Here is a 19,289-nt window from a genome sequence, read left to right on the forward strand (position 1 = left end):
GTCGGTGATATCTCTTTTCGTTTTCTCTTCGTACGATTAGTTTAAGTTCATTCTTCGCAACTTCATTTCAACGTATATCCGGAAGCCCGCAGTATTTGTCTGCTTTTTCGCTGTTTGTTGTTTATGGCCGTTTTCTAAAATCATAATAAAAGGAAGAAACATGACGTTAAGGATTGTTTTAAGCATTTTGCTAGGTTGGATGTCGTTTTTTGCGTTTGCTGAAGAAGCAGAAGTTTCGCAGGAAGAGCAGGAATATTTGTCTTGGGCAAAAGACATTTGGGACAGCTTGGATCGCCAAACAGGGGAAATCAAGTTGCCAGAAGCGGGTGCGGTGTTAAACGTACCTGAAAATTTCTATTACCTTGGTCCACAAGATGCAGAAAAAGTATTGGTTGATGTGTGGGGAAATCCACCAGGGCAACTATCGTTAGGGATGTTGTTTCCTGAGGGCATGACGCCGTTCGACGGTGACTCATGGGCGGTGACCATTAACTATGAAGAAGATGGTTATGTGTCTGATGAGGATGCTGATGAGATCGATTACGAAGAATTGCTTGATGAAATGAAGGCCGATGCCAAGGCGACGAACAAAGCTCGTAAAGAAGCCGGCTATGACACCATCGAGATCATTGGTTGGGCTGCGCCTCCATACTATGATTCGGTTGAGAAAAAATTACATTGGGCGAAGGAAATTCAGTTCGGAAGCGATGAAAATCACACCCTGAACTACAACATTCGTGTGCTAGGTCGTAAAGGTGTATTGGTGCTTAACTTCATTGCTGGAATGAATCAGAAACAGACCATTGATTCTAATATTTCTACGGTACTAGCATTGGCTTCGTTTGACGAAGGTTCTCAATACAGCGACTTTGATCCTGAAATTGATAAGGTGGCAGCTTATGGCTTAGGTGCATTAGTGGCGGGCAAAGTGATCGCTAAGACTGGCATCTTGGCAGCAGCCCTTTTGTTCCTTAAAAAGTTTGGTGTTTTTATCCTTGTGGGAATTGGTGCCATCTTTAAATCGTTGTTCTCTCGTAAGAAGTCAGACGATTAAGTTAAAAGCTTGCTATCTGTGTTGTAGAGGGAGCCAATGGCTCCCTTTTTTATGCTTGCTTCAAACGTTTCTTTTTCAAGCCGCTCTTTTTAAGTAAAGTGATACGTCTGTTGTTTGGCTTGGCCGGCAATATTGTTTGAACCAAACCTATAAATTTAAATTGATCGTTTGATTGATTTACTCATTAATGTCGTGCAAAGTGTTGGTTGTCCGTTTCCTTATTACATTGGAGAGTAACGTATGACACCACTTAAAAAATATTGGAGCGACATTGTTAACGTAGTAACCACAGGACAACGATCGAGCATGCATTGTGCCATTGCATCGGTAGGGGAGAATGGGGTTCCTAATATCACGCCGATTGGTACAGTCTTTCTCAGAGACGATCAAACCGCCTTCTTTTTTGACACTTACACCTCTCAACTGGCAGAGAACCTCAAGCACAATCCGAATATTTGTCTGATGGCGGTTAATACCAAGACTTCTTTTTGGTTAAGCTCGTTTTTGAAAGGAAAGTTCAAATCAGCGCCCGGTGTACGTCTCTACGGGACGGTGGGTGAACTAAGAGAAGCAACTGGTGAAGAAGTGACCGCTATCGCTCAACGTATTAAGCCTCTGGCGTGGACCAAAGGCAGTAAATTGCTGTGGTCTGATTTCACTCATGTCAGAGACATTCAGTTATCGGATTTCAGACCGGTTCAATACCCCAAAATGATGGAGCATCTTTGGAATTAATCGGTTGTTATTTAATTAATTTCTAATCTTCGAACCATGTTGGTAATTACCTCATGGTTCGCTCTTTGTTCGCAGTTTTAACCCTTGTTTGGTCCGTTATTCTTCTCTGTTGAGACTTTCAGCTATAGTTGTGCTGAGGGTGGGGGATAATGTTGTGATCACAGATAGACTAAATAATCCATTGATTTGGGCTGCTTTCCTTGGTGTTTTTTTCGTATGTTGTAGTGCGAATACTCATGCAGAAAAGGCCATAAAGTGGCTTGAAATGGATGCGCCTCCTTATCATATTCAACAGGGTGAGACTAAAAATCAGGGGGTTGTAGATAAAATTACCAATCTTTTGCAGCAATACATGCCTGATTATCAACACTCTGAAAGAGTGATGAACTTGCCCCGGGTGGTTGAGGTAATGCGGGTTGGGCAGAACGTCTGTCACGGGTCTTTGTATAGAACCCCTGAACGAGAGGGTATCGCCTATTTTTCAGCTGTACCTTCAACCATGTTCCCGCCGGTAGGCATTACTATCCGGCAGGAAGATTTTGACCGGTTTGGAAAAAAATCCCATGTGTCGATAAAACGAATATTGTCTGATCGGATTTTCAGAGGAGGCATCTCAACCGGGCGTTCATACGGCAAAGTGCTCGATGAGCTTCTGTCTGAATTTGACCAGACAGCACGATTAGAGCGTCGCTCAGGAGATGACATCTATCGTGGCCTGATTAATATGCTGATTCTGGGTAGGGTTGATTATGTGTTGGGGTCTCCAATGGAATCGGGTTATGTGCGGCATAGCCTTGGTAATAAATGGCACGTTGTGAACCTTATGGTGGATGAACACAGTACGTATGATTTTGGCTATGTGGCTTGTTCTAAAACCGAGTGGGGCAAGCAGGTAATGGGCGACATTAATCGCCTGCTGTTACAATTACGTCCTCTTGATATTTATAAAGCCTTTTTTACTCAATGGTTGGATGAACTCAGCCAATCGTCTTTCGAAAAAGCCTATCAGCAGCAATTTTTAACCCGTGGCTTGAGCGTTAAACCATGATCTTTTGTTGAATCCTTTTTTGTTGATTCTGCTGTGTGTTAATCCTGGTCTCTTGCTCAACTCCGGTGTTTTTTCGAACAGGAGATCAGATCGTTAAGTCGCGTATTTGCTACGATAGCTATTATGCCGATTCGGATACTGCTATGAACTTGGCTATATATTGACCTCTTAGATCATTAGGTGATTTTTGTATTTGAGGTTAGACTCTCTCTGGCCCGAACATTACGCTTAAGATCGTTGGTTCTTTTCAAGCGAAAAACATTAGTTCTTTTTAAGCGAAAGAGACTTCGGGCTAGATGTTTCAGCTTTTCATGTGAACTTTTTTGTTGGTAAAAACAGTATAAGGATGTACTGAATGTTGTACGAAAGAAGTCCTGCCACAGCAGGCGTCCTATCATTAATTTATCCTGGTCTGGGCCATCTTTATGTTGGTCATTTAAACATCGCGTTAGCAATTCAGGTGGCTATTTATGGCTCATTGATTTCGCTCGGGTCTATGGGCTGGTTATCTTCATTCAATGGCGCTTTGCTCTTCTTCATCACTTTTCTTGCTATCTATCTCTTCTCCATATGGCATTCGGCACGCTTAGCCAAACAGTCAGATCAATATTTTCAGCCAAAAGCTTATAACTCCTGGTGGGGCTATATCGGTTTTGTGTTGGCTTGGCAGTTAGGGTTTAGTTATTTGTCATACACCAATACTTCTTTACTGGGGGTTGAAGTTACGATTGCCAAGAATGCAGCAATGGTACCGGCTATTGATCCTGGGGAATGGGTTTTGATTAACTCCCGCGACAAGCAAGTTGAGCCGGGTGATGTGGTTGCGTTTTATACCTCAGAGGTTGATATTGTGCCGTCGATCAGTCGTGTAGTGGCTGTAGGCGGGGATCGCGTTTCAATCATTTATGGTCAGGTTTATCGCAATGGGGAAATTGATATGACCACAAAGGTGCCAGAGGTGCTTCGCCGTATGGATCATTCGATGAGTATGGAAGAGCGGATGGTTCCACCTGGGCAAATATTTGTGTTAGGTGATTTTCGTGATCAAAGCCAAGACAGTCGCTTCTTCGGGACCATTCCTGAAAAGTTGATGGTCGGTACGGTAACCGATGTGCTTTTGTCTTTCGATTTTGGTCGATTGGGGCAGTCGGTTCGCTAATTCAGAGCAAGTTCTAATACAAGGTAAGTACTAATACAAGGTAAGTACTAATACATAGTAAGAATATATTCTGAGTAAACACTAAAAAGGCCCGAATATTTTCGGGCCTTTTCCATATCAGGGGCTTATTTAGTGACGTTCACGCCATAGGCCTCACCATAGTTTTCAACGACAAAGTCGATGTCTTTATCACCCCGTCCAGAAAGATTCACCAGAATGCTTCTTCCTTTATGATCAGAAGCTAACTTTAAGGCATACGCGACCGCGTGAGCTGACTCAATAGCAGGAATAATGCCTTCGTGACGAGAGAGTGCAAAGAAAGCATCAATGGCTTCTTGATCGTTAATCACGTCATAGTTAACGCGTCCGGTATCTTTTAAGTAACTGTGTTGAGGACCGACTGACGGGTAATCCAAACCACTGGCAACCGAGTAAACTTCCTGCGGTTCTCCGTCCTGATCTTTCAGCATGTACGATTTAAATCCATGCATGATGCCCGGTTCACCTTTGAACATGGTCGCAGCATGTTCACCGTCGGTATGTAAATCTCGGCCTGCTGGTTCAACGCCCCAAAGATCGACATCCATATCTTCAAGGAAGGCGCTGAAAATGCCCATAGCATTAGATCCACCACCCACACAAGCTACAACGTTTTCCGGTAGTTTTCCGGTTTGCTGGAGGAATTGCGCTTTGGCTTCATTGCCAATAATGGATTGGAAATCCCTTACCATCATTGGAAACGGATGTGGGCCAACTACTGAGCCAATGGCATACAGTTGGTTAACCGGGTCTTTCAGATAGGCTTCGAACGCGGCATCGACGGCTTCTTTTAAGGTTTTTCGTCCATGAGTTGCAGGAATGACTTTGGCCCCCAAAATAGCCATACGAACCACATTTGGATGTTCTTTCTTGATATCTACTTCACCCATGTAGATATCGCATTCCAGACCGACCAATGCGGCAGCGGTCGCAAGTGCTACACCGTGTTGTCCGGCACCGGTTTCCGCAATGATTTTCTTTTTGCCCATTTTTTTGGCTAAAAGGGCTTCACCCAAACAGTGGTTGATCTTGTGAGCTCCGGTGTGATTCAGATCTTCACGTTTAAGATAGATATCTGCGCCATATTCGCGGCTTAGATTTTTTGCGTGGAAAACCGGACTGGGGCGTCCAACATAATGGCGATACAGATCCGCTAATTCATCCCGAAAGCCTTGGTCTTCACGAATCTCAAGATAAGCTTGGGTAATTTCATTCATGACGGTTTGTAGCTCTTCAGGGATAAAACTGCCGCCGTAGTCACCAAAATAACCGTCAGCATTCGGTAGGTTGTGGTTAAAGGTGTTGGTAATAGTATCGCTCACGTCTTCCTCCCGCGAAAAATTGATCTCGAAAGTATAAGTGGCTATTGAATCTATACTTTGTTCGAAATCAATGAAGAGATTTGTAAATAATTGACTGGTTAATCAGACCGTGGTTTCTTAAATAAGAACAATACCTTAAAGTTGTGTATTGTGTCAGGTGTTTCTTTGTATCAGGGAACCTTGAGGTGGCTGCTATAGTTGTTTAATTCGTTTGTTTCGAATGATCAGCAAGCCCCAAATTACCATCCTGCTCATCCTAGGTGCTTTCATCCATGTATCGACAGTCTTTTGGAATTAGCTTACAGCCTCTCTCTTCTTCAGGCTTTTTGTTTCTTTGTTTTTTTCTAGGTTTGTTTTGTGCGTCTGTCTCATGGGCTGAGCCAAAGAACATTATTTTCTATGAAGACAATGCGCCTTTCAGTTATCAGCTAAATTCGGAACCAGAAGGTTTATGGGTGAGGCTGGTGCGTGACATTCTGGATGACATGAAGATTCCATACAGATTCAGTATGTATCCCTTTAAGCGTGCCTTGCATTCTGCTAAAGCGGGAGAGGGTGTCGTCGTTGGTATCGTTAAGAATGATGAGCGGCTTGAGCTGTTGGACCATTCGGAGCCCTTTTATGTTGAACGCAACTTACTTTGGGTGAGGGAAGGTCAGTCATTTAACTTTAAGGATATAGCTGATTTATCCGGCTTGGTCTTGGGTATTAAACTTGGATGGAGCTACGGTGATGATTTTGACCGTGCCAAGCATGAGAAAAAATTCCAGGCTATCGATGGAAACGTTAAGAAGTTGTATGCCTTATTGGACGCCAAACGTTTGGATGCACTGGTGGATAATGACTTGGCCGCACCGAAAAATATTGCTTCTTTAAACCTTACCAACAAGTTTGAAAGTCTACCTGAACCTCTGCTTCTGGCGAATATTTATCTGGCTCTTAAGCGAGATAGTGATCCCCAGTTTTTAATAGATTTTAATCGCAGTCTTACCAAACTTCGGAAACAGGGGCGACTGGCTGAGATTCAAACGGCCTTTCGTAAAACGTATATGGAATCTTTCTGAGTTAACTCTGTTTTCGATAGGCGCCAGGATTTAAATTTGTCCATCGTTTGAATGCTTTATAAAACGCGCTGTTATCTGTGAAGCCAAGCAGCTCAGCAATTTCGCTCAGCGGTAATTTTGTTTCTTCCAAATAGTGTCGGGCCAAGCGTTCTCTGACATTGTCCAACACTGTTTGAAAACAGGTATCTTCTTCTGCGAGTCGTCGTTGCAGGCTTTTTTCACTCATGTTCAAACATTGCGCTATATGCGGGCGCGTCACATGGCTGGAGCTTAATCGATGCTCGATGAGCTGAGCTACCTTGTGGCGAATATTGCGAACCTGGCCCAACTCACCTAATCGTTGCTTGGCGTGTTCTTCATGCATGGTGCAAAGCTCTTCATCTGCTTCCAGGAGCGGCAGCGACAGTGCATCATCGCTTATCAAAATGCCATCGAAGGTTTGCCCGTAGTTAGGGGCTGCTCCAAACAGGCGGAGGTATTCACTTTCATCATTGGTTTGAGGTCGTTGGAAAGAAACTTCTATCGGCATAATTTCTTCCCCCGTGGTCCAGCGGGCAAATGCGATCAACGCGGCAAAAACCGCATCAATTTGATGATAGTAAAACGGCAAGGAATCGGGCTTTTGATGGTAGATGAGCCAGGTTCCTTTCTTGGTTGGGAGTTTTTGAAAAATCCCGCCGTCACTGATTAACCGTTGGTACTGATTTAGCTTGTCCAGAGCTGAACCCAGTGTTGCAGAGTTCATCAAGGTGTATCCGACAATATGGAAGGTGCCAGGTCGGACTTGTTCCCCAAAATGTAATCCGAAAAACGGATTGTTCGAATGCTCAATACAGGCACCCCAGAGCTGAACGGTTTGATCCATCGACAAGCGTTTTTTTGTAGAGAAGTCTTCTGAAGTGAGTTGAGCGCGTTGAAGAATCTCTTTCTGAGCGTCTTTATCTCGACCGCTGTACTCCAGAATACTCTTTGCCCAATTGGAGGAGACGGTGATGCTGTGCTGTGTCATGAATGGCCTCGTTGAACTCTTATTCTTATGGGGGCTGTCCTCTCAGGACAAAAACCTAGACCTTGCTGATCAATGAGCATACCAAGTTGGTCAATTAATCTACTGAACTGAATCAATGAATTGCATCTTGATGAGGTGAAAAAATGACCAATGAGTATCAGTGCGATGCCGTAATTGTTGGCGGAGGTGTTGCGGGAATCACCGCTGCTATTGAATTGTTGGATGCCAATCAACAGGTGATTTTGCTTGATCGTGATACGGAGGCCAACTTTGGTGGCCTGGCCAAAGAGTCCTTTGGTGGGATGTTCATGGTGAACACGCCAGAGCAACGTAGAACTGGCATTAAGGATTCCCCTGAGCTCGCTTTGCATGACTGGCTGCATTTTGCTGAGTTTGACCCAGAGGATAAATGGCCAAGAGCTTGGGCCGAATGCTATGTACACGAATCCCTCGAAATGATTTATCACTGGCTGAAAGATCGTGGCGTTCGATTTTTCCCCGTTGTGCACTGGGTTGAGCGTGGTTTGTACACGCCGGGTAATTCGGTGCCGCGCTTTCATATGGTCTGGGGAACCGGGCATGGGCTGATTACGGCCTTAATCGATCATTTAATTTCTCATCCAAACGTTCAGAACTTGCGCTGTCTTTTTGAGCATCGGGTGGATGACGTTCTGTTAAAAGGTGGTCGAGTGGTGGGCTGTGTCGGGCTTGATGAAACCCACTGCCAGCAATTCCAAATCCTGGCTGATAATACGGTGGTGGCAACGGGTGGCATCAACGGTTGTCTGGAAAAGGTACGACAGCATTGGGACAGCGAGTGGCAATCGGCTCCTGAGACCATTTTGAACGGCTCTCATCATTACTCTGACGGGCGATTGCATGAGGCGGTTTCACATCATGGTGCCAGGGTGACTCATTTGGATCGCCAGTGGAATTACGCGGCGGGAGTGCATCATCCTCGCCCGAAACGTGATAACCACGGCTTGAGTCTAGTGCCTTGTCCTTCCGCGCTTTGGGTTAATGCATTAGGAGAACGAATAGGCCCTGAGCCTATGGTTACAGGCTTTGATACCCGTCGCTTGGTTACTCAGGTCTGCCAACAACCGGGGCAGTTCAGTTGGCAGATCCTGAACAAAAAGATCGCCATAAAAGAACTGGCTGTGTCGGGTTCCGAATTTAATGACGCCATCAAAAATAAAGACCTGTTGGCCTTTCTCAAAATGGCGGTGATGGGCAATGAATCTTTGGTGGATGATCTAACCCGCCACTGCTCGGACTTTGTGATGGCTGATTCGTTGGAAGAATTGGTGGAAAAAATCAACCAGCAGAACCAGGGCTTTTCAATGGATCTATCGACGCTCAACGACGAGCTTCAGACCTACGACCAGATGATCGATCGGGGAAAAACCTATCTCAATGATGATCAGTTACGTCGGATTGCTCAGCTCAGACATTACCGGGGTAATCGTTTAAGAACCTGCAAGTATCAGAAGATTCTAGACCCCAAAGCCGGGCCTTTAATTGCTATTCGAGAGTTTATTCTCAGTCGTAAAAGCCTTGGTGGCCTGCAAACGAATTTAAAGAGTCAGGTATTGAATCACCAAGGAGAGGTTATCCCTGGCTTGTATGCCGCAGGTGAAGCGTCAGGCTTCGGTGGTGGCGGTATTCACGGTAAACGTACCTTGGAAGGCACCTTTCTCGGAGGATGCATTTTAACCGCTCGTAAATCAGCTCAAGCCATTGTGAACGGCTAGAGCAACAAAAAATCAGAGTGATCAAAAGCATTTAACAACAGACGCAGTATTGAATTTGGCTCAGGCAAAAAATACGGGCTGAAGATGCGGGCTGAAGTTATGGGCAGAACCTGTAGCAGCATAGAATTCTAGGAGTCGACAATGAAAAAAACAGGCGCGTGGTTGGCAAGGTATGCCATGGAACAAATCGGGATCAGACATACCTTTGGTATCCCGGGAGTCCACAATACAGAGCTGTACGATGAATTAAATAAATCCGATCAGATAGAGCCTATTTTGGTCTGTCATGAAGGGGGCGGAGCCTTTATGGCCGATGCGGTGAGTCGCGTGTCGGATTCCATTGGTGCGCTTGTGATCGTTCCCGCTGCTGGCGTGGCTTACGCAGCAGCGGGAATTGGTGAAGCCTTTCTTGACGGTATTCCAATGTTAGTGATTTGTGGTGGTGTCAGAACCGATCTCGAATACGGTAATCAGTTACATCAGATGGATCAGCACAGTTTTATCGGTGCGTTTTGTAAGAAGACGTACTTAATTGAAGATCACAAAGACATTCTTCCCACATTTTATGACGCCTATGAAGTCGCCACTCGTGGTGAACCCGGGCCTGTGTTTATCGAAATTCCGGTAAATGTTCAGTTATTTTCTGGCGACGTGGATTCGATTTTCCCTTACGAATCCAAAAAGGTAGTGCCAGCCGTCGATGATCAGGCGTTGGAACAAGCGATCTCTTTGATTGAGGCGTCTGAGCGTCCTTGCATCTTTGCCGGCTGGGGTGCGGTGAATGCCAGTGATGAGCTGATTGAATTGGCGGAAATGCTGAATGCGCCTATTGCTACTACGCTGCAGGGGTTGAGTGTTGTTCCTCATGATCATCCGTTGCATGCCGGGTTTAGTTTTGGTCCTGCTTCTGTTCCGGCTGCTCAGCGGGCGTTTGAACAGTGTGATTGTTTGATAGCGATAGGGACTAAATTTTCAGAAATCGCGACGGGAAGCTTTGGGGTTAATCCACCCGATAAATTGATTCACATTGATATTAGCCCGGAATCTATTGGTGTGAACTTTCAACCGAGTGTGGCCTTGGTAGCGGATGCACAAGACGCGCTTTCCAAAATGACTAAGTTGATTCGGAGAAAGTCGATTTCCGATGTTGCCGGTTTGATTCACAACCAGAAGCAAGGGTATTTAAAAGAGTGGTTGGCGCATGATTCTCAAGGCAAGGTAAACCCGGCGGCGTTTTTTCAGGATCTAAGGCAGCAACTCCCAAGAGAGGCTATTACGGTGGTGGATGATGGTAACCATACCTATCTTGCCGCTGAATTAATGCCGATTTATGGGCCGAAGCGTTTCATTTCCCCGACCGACTTCAATTGCATGGGCTACAGCGTACCGGCGGCAATTGGCGCCAAATTGAGTCACCCTGATCAGGATGTAATCGCTATTGTTGGTGACGGTTGCTTTGCTATGACCTGCATGGAAATCTCCACCGCTACGGCGTTAGGGCTGGGGGTGGTTTACTTTGTGTTTAATGATGGTGAGTTATCCCAGATTGCTCAGGCGCAAGAAATCCCTTACAACCGAAAACCCTGTACAAGCTTAAACAGAATTAACTTTGAAGGAGTGGCCTTAGCCGTAGGAGCGGAGTATGTCTGTCTGGAGGATCATCACGTGATGAATTCGGCTATTGCCAGAGCATTAACATCGGCTCGTTCCGGGAAGCCTGTGATAGTGGATGTGAAGGTTGATTACTCAAAGAAAACCGCGTTTACTCAAGGAGCGGTTAAAACCAACTTTAAGCGATTTGATTTTAAAACGAAGTTGAGAATTGGCAGTCGGGCTCTAAAGCGAAAGATCACTGGATAATTTATTTATGGCTTATGGTTAGACAGAAAAATGGGCTGATGGCTTCTCTGTCCTTTTTTTCTGATATTACGCTGGCACCTCGAATTTTCCTGCTATGGTTATGGAGAATACGAGGTGAGTCAGCATGTTTGGCCGTTTTATTTTCTTCCTGATTTTTTCGTTAAGTATTGAGGTTTCAGCGAACGAAACCGATACGAATTGGGTCATTGTTACGGGGTCGGATTTTCCGCCTTACACTGACCTTGATTATCCCGAAGGGGGATTGTTGATTAAACTTTTCCATATCGTGATGGAGGAGTTGCCGGGCAATTATGAAATCAAGTGGTTGCCTTGGCGCCGGGGGTATCTGGAAACCATTGAAGGAACGTATGTGGGTACCTTTCCTTATGTTCATACGCCCGAACGAGCTAGACACTTATTGTATTCGGAAGCGATCATTGGTGTTGAAGAACGTTTTTTTTCCCGGGCGAATGAATCACGCGACTTTAATAACATCGAGAACTACAAAAACATCGTTACCTGTAAGCCGGTGGGTTATAACCTGAATGCAATTCAGCCTTTTGTGGACAAGGGGCATATCTCTTTACGCTGGGCGGATAACTTGGATACTTGTTTTTTGCAGCTGAGTCAGGGGCGGGTTGATCTCGTGGACATGGATAAATACGTGGGGTTTGCGTCGATAAAAAAAGCAGGGCTTAAACCAATGAATTTTAAAATGCATGAACGAATTTTACTGACACAGAGCATGCACCTATTGGTATCGAAGAAGCACCCAAGAGGAAAAGAATTCCTGGATGCCTTCAACAAAGCACTTCTAACGGTAAGAGAGTCAAAAGTCTATCGAGACCTACTGAATGAGTATTTACGTTAGCTCGTGTGTTTACAGTAGAGCCAGCATGGCTTCTGCTTTACTGACTTCAAAGGTTTTAGGTGGCTCTACGTTTAATTGGGTGACCCGGCCATCATCCACCAACATGGCATACCGTTGAGAGCGTACTCCGCCAAAGCTGCCGGTATCCATATCTAATCCAATGGCTTTCGTAAACGTACCGTCACCATCAGCGAGCATGATCAGTTCTTCGGCATTATGTGTTTTGCCCCAGGCAGTCATAACAAAGGCATCGTTGACTGCCAGGCAAATAATACTGTCTACGCCTTTTGCTTTAAGTTTATCGGCCAACGTAACATAACCTGGTAAGTGCTCTTCAGAACAGGTGGGCGTAAACGCGCCAGGGACGGCAAAAAGCACTACTTTCTTTCCTGCAAACAGCTCGTCCGTGGTTGGATTCTTCATTCCTTCATTCGTAAGTAATTGGAAGGTACAGTCTGGCAGTGTGTCTCCACGTTGAATCATGAGTTCGTCCTTTTCATGGAATTGAGTTCAAACCTGAATGGGTTCAAACCTGAATGGGTTCAAACAACATTGGGTTTAAACCGCTAGTGGTCTAAATCGTAATGGATGAGTTAATCCTAGATACCCTAATGACTTTGATCCAGCTCGAATTCGATCTTAGCTGAATTTTCTCAAGTGATTTGCTATGGTTGCGCCGTTTCTCCATTCACTTTGTTAAACGGATACGATGTTACATGAGCACGCCTTCAGTGATTGAACACATCTCAAGACCTTCTGATCTATCTCAGTGCCAACGTTTATTTCACGGTCGAGGACATGCTTTTCCCGGATTAGAGCATGTGTGTGTGGACTGGATTGCTCCTGCCATCGTCATTACGCTTTTTAACGAAGTTGAGCCGGATTGGCTAGAACAACAGGTGAGTGATTTGGCAGAGATATTTCCTGAACAGGAGTCCATTCAGGTTCAGTATCGTTGTCGCCCGGGGGCGCCTTTTGAAGTGCTTTCTGGTAAAGAAATTACCAATTTGGTGGCTTTAGAGGAGGGCATGAAGTTTCACATTACCTTGGGTAAAGCTCAAAACACCGGATTGTTTCTCGATATGCTGAACGGTCGTCGTTGGTTGAAAGAACACAGTGCTAACAAGAAGGTGTTGAACCTCTTCTCTTATACCTGTGGTTTTTCGGTTGCTGCGATTGAGGGCAATGCGGATCTGGTGGTGAATGTCGATATGTCAAAAGCCTCACTGGCAACAGGGCGTGAAAACCACCGATTGAATGATCACGCTTTGGATAAGGTCGTGTTTCAGGGGTTGGATATTTTTAAATCCTGGGGACGAATCAAAAAACCGGGGCCGTACGATATTCTGGTGTCTGACCCACCAAGCTTTCAGAAGGGCAGCGTTAATATTCAGCGGGACTACCACAAGATCATCCGCCGCATTCCTGAATTGGTTGTACCAGGGGGGTTAGTGATGCTTTGTCTGAACTCTCCAGACCTGGATGATGCTTTCTTGCTTTCTCAGGTGGAGGAGAACTGTCCTGAGTGTGAGTTGTTAAACAAGATTGAAAACCCGGCGGTCTTCAAAGAAGCAGAAGCTGGAAAAGGGCTGAAGGTCTATGTGTTTCGTTTTTCTCCCTCAGACACAATTGCTTAATTCGTTAGCAAGCACGATGGATGGAGTGCTGGTACGCCATTGGTCTTAGTTTGAGAGCCGCTGGCCACTTGTCTTATTGATATTATGCTTAACGACTTATACTGATAGTTATCAGGTGTAATAATCACTCTCTCATCGTGTGCCTTGAATGAACGAGGCATAAAGGACATAGCATTACTGATCTACGGAAGGATCAGCCGGTTAAAGGGACGCTTTATGAAGAAAACGTATCCATCTCAGAAAACATTCACCAGTACGTATCTGTTTTCTCATTGGTTTTCTTGTCTGTTATTAGCCGCTGGTATTTCTGTCAGTGTTCCAACCTATGCACAGGATGCTCGTGCACAGAACTACCTTGAACAAGCTGAATTTGAGATGGCTAAGTCCGAACAGTCGGTCGATGCGCTCAATCGGTTTATCGAAACATATCCTGCTTCTCGATGGCGAGCTAATGCTGAATATGAGCGTGATCGCTTGGCCTATACTCAAGCAGCGCAGCAGGGAACGTCAGCTGCCGTTCAGGCGTTCATTGACGCCCATCCAGACAGTGCCTGGCTGCCTAATGCACATTTTATGTTGAATCGTCTGAAGAAAGATGAGACGGCACGGCGCGGTTCTGCGTCTTCATCCGTAGCCTCTGATGAATCAACAAACAACACACCGAAAGAAAAGCCGAGTCGTTATAAGAAACCAGAATCTAACCGTGATCAGGATAGGGTGACTCGTGCACTGTCTATTTATGGTGATCGTCGTGCTGAGAAACAGCGCTTAAAAGATGAAAAGCGCAAAGAGCAGCAGGAAGAAGCGAAAAAGCGTGACGCATGTGGTCGTTTGAAAGACAGCATTCGACGGCTGGGCGAACGGGTGGTTTGGTATAACCTGGACGACCAAGGCAATCGTCAGTACGTGTCTGACGATACGGTGAGTCAGACACGTGAGAGGTTAACCCGCCAGTATCAGAAAGAGTGCGGTTAGACCACTTCTTCCAAATCCTTATGCGTTTCCAGCCATTGCAGGGTTTTTTCTTTATTCATCGGGCGGGCGTAGAAGTAGCCTTGTCCGATATCACAGCCTAACTGACGTAATAAGGTCTCTGTTTCTTCGTCTTCAATGCCTTCAGCAACCACTTTCATTTCAAGGTCGTGACCAATATTTATGGAGGCTTTTACGATGGTTTCCGCACTGTGTTTGTGGGTTACATCGAAGATGAAGGATTTATCAATTTTTAATTCATGAACCGAGAGTTTATGAATTTGAGACAGCCCGGAAAACCCGGTACCAAAGTCGTCGATGGAAAGTTTGATGCCCAGAGCTTTCAGCTCTTCAAGCGTTTTCAATTCCTGAAAGTCATCGCTGATGATACTGGATTCGGTAATTTCCAACGTAAGCTGACCTGGGGAAACCTGATTTTTGATTAAGGCATCTGAAACGGCTTCGACAAATCCTGGTTCATGTAAGTTCAAGACAGAAATGTTGATCGAGAACTGTAGGCCAGTGTGTTGTTTGTTGATCTCAACCATTTCGCGGAGCGCTTTGTTGATTACCCATAGGGTCAAGGGTTTGATCAAACCATTATGTTCTGCAACTGATACAAACTCTTCCGGGCTGACTTGCCCAAGTTGTGGGTTCTCCCATCGTAGTAGGGCTTCTAACCCAACACAGCGTTTGTCGGTAAGAGACAGCTGGGGTTGGTAGGCCAGCGTTAACTCTTGATTTTCTAACGCCAATCGTAGCTCTGCTGCCAAGGACAAACGAGCTTCGTTAAAGAGGTCTTCTTCTTCGTTATAACTCTGAAACAGGCGTTTCTTTTGATACGCCTGACTGCCTGCAATTTTGGCTTTGCGAATTAATTCATCGAGGTAGGATGCCGGTTCTGAAGATTGAGCAGGGCCATGTTGGGAAAAGGCAATGCCAAGGTGGGCGTCCAGATCCAGATTAATTGCTTCAAAGGTAAACGGTTGTTTAAGGCGTTCAGCGATGCTTCGTGCGAGTGTGGCAATTTTTTGTTCACTATCTACGTCGGCAAGGAATACAAAGCTGGCTTGGTCCAGGGCTGCGATTTTTACCGGCCCGTGGCCACTTTGTTCAATACTGACGATGGATGGGTAGGGGCGAAGTATGGTGTTGATATGTTCCGCAAGGTGCTGACTGAGTCGGTCAGAGCTTTTCGTCCCCAGAGTCTTATCAAATTCTTTAAGCTTGTGAACTTTGATGAATACCACGGCATGAGAGGTGAAGCCAATGGTTGTATGCATGGTGCGATAGGCTTGATGAAAAAACACATCATTGGGTAAGTGGTTTTTGGCGTGATGAAATGCTCTGTGCTGAAGCTGTTGTTCAAGCAGGTTGGTTTCTTCTGAATGTTTGAGTGCTTGAATTTCTGCCATGGCTCTTTGCTTGGCTTCTTGCTCAAATCGAATGGCAACCAGGATCACCAGCAGCAGGACTTCCAATACCGTGCCGGCTTGCAACAGGAACTCGACCATATCGTTATAGGGGAGCAACGTAAATCGACTTAATAGGTAGTAGCCCGTTGTAAGTAACAGTACGCTCATGGAGATCAGATAGTACTTCGCAATTTGAAGCCCTTGTTGAGCATAGTGATAGGCCATGGCAAGAAAACTTAATAGTGATACCAGCGCCAGAACTTTGGTAAAGATGAGTGCCGTTTGGTAGTCCGAAAACATTAGAAAGAAAGGCACAATGCACATAAGCATAAGAACTGTGAGCAGAGTGTTTCGTGATCCCCTTACGTCCAACAGCTGTTTGGTGAATAAGGCAAAACAAAGGATGGTGGCACAGGCGAAGATAACAATATTAAGGTTTTGAATGGATGGCGCGTTATAGAACAGGTATTGGAAAGCATAGCCGGTGATGGATGCTTGCAGTATAAGTCGGGACAAAATGAATCCTGAATAGCTGGCAAATACCTTTTCTTTAGTGAGCCAAAAGGCGTAGGCACTGAGAATCATCGTGAGTGTTAAAATGCCAAAATAAAACATGGTTGCCGCAGTGGCTTTTAAATGTCTCTCATGAAAAATCAAAGGAGACGACAGGGTGGCATTAAAGATGATTGGTGACGTTGATTCTTGCCGTATAAGTACGGTAGTGGTGCTGTGTGGTTCTAGTTTTAATAGCAGCGATGGATTGGGATCAGGGATTCGTCGGATGTTGAACGGAACTCTGTCGCCGGTGGTATAGGAATCAGAAATCAGTCCATTTTTAATCACGTAAAAACTGACCAAGTCAGACATCGGCGAGGCAAGGCTCACCACTTGCTCAATATCGGTAGCCAGTGGATTTTGTATGTCTACGCTTAGCCAATAGACGGCACGAGAATGTCCAAAATTTGGTGCTAAATCCGAGCTTCTAAAGCCGTTTAATTGGCTACTAGAGTGAATTAGATCGGGTGTTAATACGTGTTCCTGGTCTTCATAAAAGGTGGCATAAGGAGCAAGACTGACAATATCTTCTTCGGTTACTGACACTTTTGGTGAAGTGTAGCCTGAGGTGCTTTCGTTGCTTTTAATGGTTTGACTGAACAAAACCAGTAAACAAACAACGACAATGCTTGCTTTAGACAGCCAGTTCAAAGGAGCTTCCTTAATTATTATTTTTCTTTTGAATTCATCGTACCGAACTTGAGTAATAAAGATATCGGCATTCAGATTCTTTTTGTTAACTTCTATTAACAGTAGCTGAATTCAAAGGCACTTGAAGGAAGAGTCAGGTGCCTTTTTGAGAGAAAGGCTGAGCTTAATCCAGAAGTTGCAGCAGGATAGCGCGAATGTCGTCTATTTGTTCCATACAGACATTATGCTCCATCTGATAGCCTTGATACGAACACTCATACCCCAAGTCCTTTAGCGTCTTGTGGGCTTTCCGGCCCAGCTGGTCGGGAACGACTGGATCTTGTAATCCGTGTTGAATAAAGACAGGAAGGGATTTGTTTGCGTCGCTGAGTTGTATGGTATCAGCCGTGGCAAAGTAGGTTGATAGCGCCAGTAATCCTGCTAAGGGTTTTTGATAGCTTAACGCCGTTTGATAGGCTACTGCGCCACCTTGTGAGAAACCAATCAACACGATTCTTTCCGAAGGCACACCTCGTTCAATTTCCCGTTCGATGAGTTTGCCGATCTCGCTGGCTGATGTCAGTAATTGTTGTTCATCCACTTTACGTTCAATGCTCATTTCAAGGATGTCATACCAGGCAGGCATGACAAAACCACCATTAATGGTGACGGGCATACTGGGAGCGTGAGGAAAGATGAATCGAACGGCTAGTTCATCAGGCAATTTGAGTTCTGGCACGATCGGGGCAAAATCATTGCCATCAGCACCTAAACCGTGCAGCCAAATTACCGAAGCCTTGGCTTCTGTGGTTGGGTTTATTTCTATAGAAGGGAGATAGGTCATGTTGGTCCGCTGGTTGCTACAATTATTAAACCGATATTATTACCAATAGTACTTAAGAATAGTACTTAACAAATATTTCTATGTCGCGGAGAGTAGGTCAAGCGCGCCGGGGGTACAGAGTCATGGGGCCAGAGGTATGACTAAACAAGGATTTATTGATGATTCGCGATTTCACGTTTTGCTTGAAGTAGTGTGAGCTAAAATACGTTAAAATCTGTCCATTAGGTCAAAAAATAATTTTAGGTTAGAGGAGAAGGGCATGACTAAAGCATCGCATGAATGGTTGAACAAGTTACCTAAGGTGGAATTACATCTACATTTGGAAGGCAGCCTTGAGCCTGAGTTGATGTTTGCCCTTGCTCAAAGAAACAATATCGAATTGCCATTTAAGAATGTAGAAGAAGTTCGTGCGGCTTATGAGTTCAGTAATCTTCAGGATTTTCTGGACATCTATTATCAAGGCGCGAACGTGTTGATTCATGAGCAGGATTTCTATGATCTTACCTGGGCGTATCTCTCCAAGTGTAAAGAACAGAATGTAATGCATGTGGAGCCTTTCTTTGATCCGCAAACGCATACCGATCGCGGTGTGGCTTTTAGAACCGTGCTTAATGGCATCATTCGAGCCTTAAAAGACGGTCAAGAGAAACTGGGGATCACCAGTGAGCTGATCATGTGTTTCTTACGTCACCTGTCTGAGGAAGCGGCGTTCGAAACTCTGGAAATGGCTGAACCCTATTTGGATGTGATTATCGGTGTCGGATTGGACAGTTCCGAACAAGGCCATCCTCCTGAAAAGTTCAGTCGGGTATTCGCTAAGGCACGTGAACTGGGCTTAAAGACGGTTGCGCATGCGGGAGAGGAAGGCCCTGCTGAGTATGTTTGGACGGCAATTAATGATCTCCAAGTATCACGAGTCGATCACGGTGTTCGCTCCATTGACGATGAAAAGCTGATGCAGCATCTTGCTGAAACTCGTATGCCGTTGACGGTGTGTCCTTTATCCAATACCAAACTGTGTGTTTTCGATGATATGTCTCAGCACAACATTTTAACCATGTTGGAGCAGGGGGTATGCGTGACGGTTAATTCGGATGATCCTGCCTATTTTGGCGGTTACATGACGGAGAACTTTGTTGCTTTGGCAGATGCGTTGGACCTGACAGAAGCACAGGCCTCTCAACTGGTTAAAAACAGTATTGAAGCCAGTTTTGTGAATGAACAAAGACGAGCTGAGATGATGGCTTTACTCGGTTAAGTAACGTCAGGAATAGCTGATATTCATCTGCCAAAGTGACTTGTTTTGTCATTTCATTCTTGT

16 protein-coding genes are annotated in these 19,289 nt (G+C 45.2%); 11 read left to right on the top strand and 5 right to left on the bottom strand.

Annotation, left to right across the window (positions count from 1 at the left end; all coding sequences use genetic code 11):
* Window positions 1-160: 160 nt before the first annotated feature.
* The 4 genes from QQL66_RS03115 (at window position 161) to lepB (ending at window position 3,996) form a co-directional block, all read left to right on the top strand.
* Window positions 161-1,054: a DUF2167 domain-containing protein gene (locus QQL66_RS03115; RefSeq protein ID WP_284378653.1), complete on the top strand. Its 894-nt coding sequence runs from the start codon at window positions 161-163 to the stop codon at window positions 1,052-1,054.
* Window positions 1,055-1,294: 240 nt separating this feature from the next.
* Window positions 1,295-1,789, top strand: coding sequence for a pyridoxamine 5'-phosphate oxidase family protein (locus QQL66_RS03120; RefSeq protein ID WP_284378656.1), 495 nt, complete (start codon window positions 1,295-1,297; stop codon window positions 1,787-1,789).
* Window positions 1,790-1,943: 154 nt separating this feature from the next.
* Window positions 1,944-2,837, top strand: a complete 894-nt coding sequence (locus QQL66_RS03125; protein WP_284378658.1) for a TIGR02285 family protein — start codon at window positions 1,944-1,946, stop codon at window positions 2,835-2,837.
* A 355-nt stretch (window positions 2,838-3,192) separates the two neighbouring features.
* Window positions 3,193-3,996: a signal peptidase I gene (gene lepB, locus QQL66_RS03130; RefSeq protein WP_284378660.1), complete on the top strand. Its 804-nt coding sequence runs from the start codon at window positions 3,193-3,195 to the stop codon at window positions 3,994-3,996.
* Window positions 3,997-4,121: 125 nt separating this feature from the next.
* Here the strand turns inward: lepB and trpB are convergent, their stop codons facing one another.
* Window positions 4,122-5,357, bottom strand: a complete 1,236-nt coding sequence (trpB, locus tag QQL66_RS03135) for a tryptophan synthase subunit beta (protein WP_284378661.1) — start codon at window positions 5,355-5,357, stop codon at window positions 4,122-4,124.
* 272 nt (window positions 5,358-5,629) lie between these two features.
* Between trpB and QQL66_RS03140 the strand changes: the two genes are divergently transcribed.
* Complete coding sequence (locus QQL66_RS03140; RefSeq protein WP_284378662.1) at window positions 5,630-6,421, top strand: substrate-binding periplasmic protein; 792 nt, start codon at window positions 5,630-5,632, stop codon at window positions 6,419-6,421.
* A gap of 1 nt (window position 6,422) precedes the next feature.
* Here the strand turns inward: QQL66_RS03140 and QQL66_RS03145 are convergent, their stop codons facing one another.
* Window positions 6,423-7,430, bottom strand: a complete 1,008-nt coding sequence (locus QQL66_RS03145) for an AraC family transcriptional regulator (protein ID WP_284378664.1) — start codon at window positions 7,428-7,430, stop codon at window positions 6,423-6,425.
* Between the two features lie 143 nt (window positions 7,431-7,573).
* On the opposite strand from QQL66_RS03145, the gene QQL66_RS03150 reads away from it, so the two are divergent.
* The 3 genes from QQL66_RS03150 (at window position 7,574) to QQL66_RS03160 (ending at window position 11,915) form a co-directional block, all read left to right on the top strand.
* The gene (locus QQL66_RS03150; RefSeq protein ID WP_284378666.1) at window positions 7,574-9,184 is read left to right on the top strand and encodes an FAD-binding dehydrogenase; all 1,611 of its coding nucleotides are present in this window, start codon (window positions 7,574-7,576) and stop codon (window positions 9,182-9,184) included.
* Window positions 9,185-9,325: 141 nt separating this feature from the next.
* Window positions 9,326-11,044, top strand: coding sequence for a thiamine pyrophosphate-binding protein (locus tag QQL66_RS03155; protein ID WP_284378668.1), 1,719 nt, complete (start codon window positions 9,326-9,328; stop codon window positions 11,042-11,044).
* A 124-nt stretch (window positions 11,045-11,168) separates the two neighbouring features.
* Window positions 11,169-11,915, top strand: a complete 747-nt coding sequence (locus QQL66_RS03160) for a substrate-binding periplasmic protein (protein WP_284378670.1) — start codon at window positions 11,169-11,171, stop codon at window positions 11,913-11,915.
* 9 nt (window positions 11,916-11,924) lie between these two features.
* On the opposite strand, the gene QQL66_RS03165 is transcribed toward QQL66_RS03160, so the two are convergent.
* Complete coding sequence (locus QQL66_RS03165) at window positions 11,925-12,398, bottom strand: peroxiredoxin (RefSeq protein WP_284378672.1); 474 nt, start codon at window positions 12,396-12,398, stop codon at window positions 11,925-11,927.
* 233 nt (window positions 12,399-12,631) lie between these two features.
* Here QQL66_RS03165 and QQL66_RS03170 point away from each other — a divergent pair, with 233 nt between their 5' ends.
* Both QQL66_RS03170 and QQL66_RS03175 read left to right on the top strand, forming a co-directional pair.
* Entirely contained in the window at window positions 12,632-13,552 is a 921-nt protein-coding gene (locus QQL66_RS03170; RefSeq protein WP_284378674.1) for a class I SAM-dependent methyltransferase, read from the top strand.
* Window positions 13,553-13,768: 216 nt separating this feature from the next.
* Window positions 13,769-14,527, top strand: coding sequence for a tetratricopeptide repeat protein (locus QQL66_RS03175; RefSeq protein WP_284378676.1), 759 nt, complete (start codon window positions 13,769-13,771; stop codon window positions 14,525-14,527).
* Here QQL66_RS03175 and QQL66_RS03180 read toward each other — a convergent pair.
* Both QQL66_RS03180 and QQL66_RS03185 read right to left on the bottom strand, forming a co-directional pair.
* Window positions 14,524-17,145, bottom strand: a complete 2,622-nt coding sequence (locus QQL66_RS03180; RefSeq protein ID WP_284378678.1) for an EAL domain-containing protein — start codon at window positions 17,143-17,145, stop codon at window positions 14,524-14,526. The genes QQL66_RS03175 and QQL66_RS03180 overlap by 4 nt on opposite strands.
* Window positions 17,146-17,308: 163 nt before the next feature.
* A complete protein-coding gene (locus QQL66_RS03185; RefSeq protein WP_284378680.1) occupies window positions 17,309-17,968 on the bottom strand; it encodes an alpha/beta hydrolase in 660 nt (219 codons plus the stop codon).
* 259 nt (window positions 17,969-18,227) lie between these two features.
* Between QQL66_RS03185 and QQL66_RS03190 the strand changes: the two genes are divergently transcribed.
* Entirely contained in the window at window positions 18,228-19,226 is a 999-nt protein-coding gene (locus QQL66_RS03190) for an adenosine deaminase (protein WP_284378683.1), read from the top strand.
* Window positions 19,227-19,289: the final 63 nt, after the last annotated feature.

Source organism: Litoribrevibacter albus (genome assembly GCF_030159995.1).
Lineage (GTDB): Bacteria > Pseudomonadota > Gammaproteobacteria > Pseudomonadales > Litoribrevibacteraceae > Litoribrevibacter > Litoribrevibacter albus.

Coding starts and splice junctions, on each gene's coding strand:
- QQL66_RS03115 (WP_284378653.1), top strand. CDS start 161: ATGACGTTAAGGATTGTTTTAAGCATTTTGCTAGGTTGGATGTCGTTT.
- QQL66_RS03120 (WP_284378656.1), top strand. CDS start 1,295: ATGACACCACTTAAAAAATATTGGAGCGACATTGTTAACGTAGTAACC.
- lepB (WP_284378660.1), top strand. CDS start 3,193: ATGTTGTACGAAAGAAGTCCTGCCACAGCAGGCGTCCTATCATTAATT.
- QQL66_RS03140 (WP_284378662.1), top strand. CDS start 5,630: ATGTATCGACAGTCTTTTGGAATTAGCTTACAGCCTCTCTCTTCTTCA.
- QQL66_RS03145 (WP_284378664.1), bottom strand. CDS start 7,430: ATGACACAGCACAGCATCACCGTCTCCTCCAATTGGGCAAAGAGTATT.
- QQL66_RS03150 (WP_284378666.1), top strand. CDS start 7,574: ATGACCAATGAGTATCAGTGCGATGCCGTAATTGTTGGCGGAGGTGTT.
- QQL66_RS03155 (WP_284378668.1), top strand. CDS start 9,326: ATGAAAAAAACAGGCGCGTGGTTGGCAAGGTATGCCATGGAACAAATC.
- QQL66_RS03160 (WP_284378670.1), top strand. CDS start 11,169: ATGTTTGGCCGTTTTATTTTCTTCCTGATTTTTTCGTTAAGTATTGAG.
- QQL66_RS03165 (WP_284378672.1), bottom strand. CDS start 12,398: ATGATTCAACGTGGAGACACACTGCCAGACTGTACCTTCCAATTACTT.
- QQL66_RS03170 (WP_284378674.1), top strand. CDS start 12,632: ATGAGCACGCCTTCAGTGATTGAACACATCTCAAGACCTTCTGATCTA.
- QQL66_RS03175 (WP_284378676.1), top strand. CDS start 13,769: ATGAAGAAAACGTATCCATCTCAGAAAACATTCACCAGTACGTATCTG.
- QQL66_RS03185 (WP_284378680.1), bottom strand. CDS start 17,968: ATGACCTATCTCCCTTCTATAGAAATAAACCCAACCACAGAAGCCAAG.
- QQL66_RS03190 (WP_284378683.1), top strand. CDS start 18,228: ATGACTAAAGCATCGCATGAATGGTTGAACAAGTTACCTAAGGTGGAA.